Raw genomic sequence first — 412 nt, 5'->3', positions numbered from 1 at the left:
GGCCCAGCGCGCGCACCAGCGCCGGCAGCAGATCGGCCCGCACCCGGGCCCGGGCGTACGAGGGGTCGACGTTGTGCGGGTCCTCCCACGGGCTCAGCCCGAGCATGGCGCACGCCTTGCGGGTCTGCTCCCGGCTGATCTCCAGCAGCGGGCGCAGCAGCGGCACCCCGTCGAGGTCCCGCCGGGCGGGCATCCCGGCCAGCCCGCGCGGGCCGGCGCCCCGGGCGAGCGCCAGCAGCACCGTCTCCGCCTGGTCGTCGCGGGTGTGCCCGGTGAGCAGCGCCACCGCCCGATGCCGGCCGGCCACCCCGGTCAGCGCCTGGTAGCGGGCCTCCCGGGCGGCCGCCTCGGGGCCGCCCGGGCGGCCGGCCACCTCGACCCGTACCGACTCGACCGGGGCGAAGCCCACGCC

1 protein-coding gene is annotated in these 412 nt (G+C 80.3%); it reads right to left on the bottom strand.

Annotated elements, in window-relative coordinates:
- A partial coding sequence (tilS, locus tag C1J00_RS44285; RefSeq protein WP_102914290.1) for a tRNA lysidine(34) synthetase TilS occupies positions 1–412 on the bottom strand: 412 nt, incomplete at both ends.

This window comes from Streptomyces cahuitamycinicus (assembly GCF_002891435.1).
In the GTDB taxonomy this organism is placed as follows: domain Bacteria; phylum Actinomycetota; class Actinomycetes; order Streptomycetales; family Streptomycetaceae; genus Streptomyces; species Streptomyces cahuitamycinicus.
This window is presented reverse-complemented; position numbering and strand designations above follow the sequence as displayed.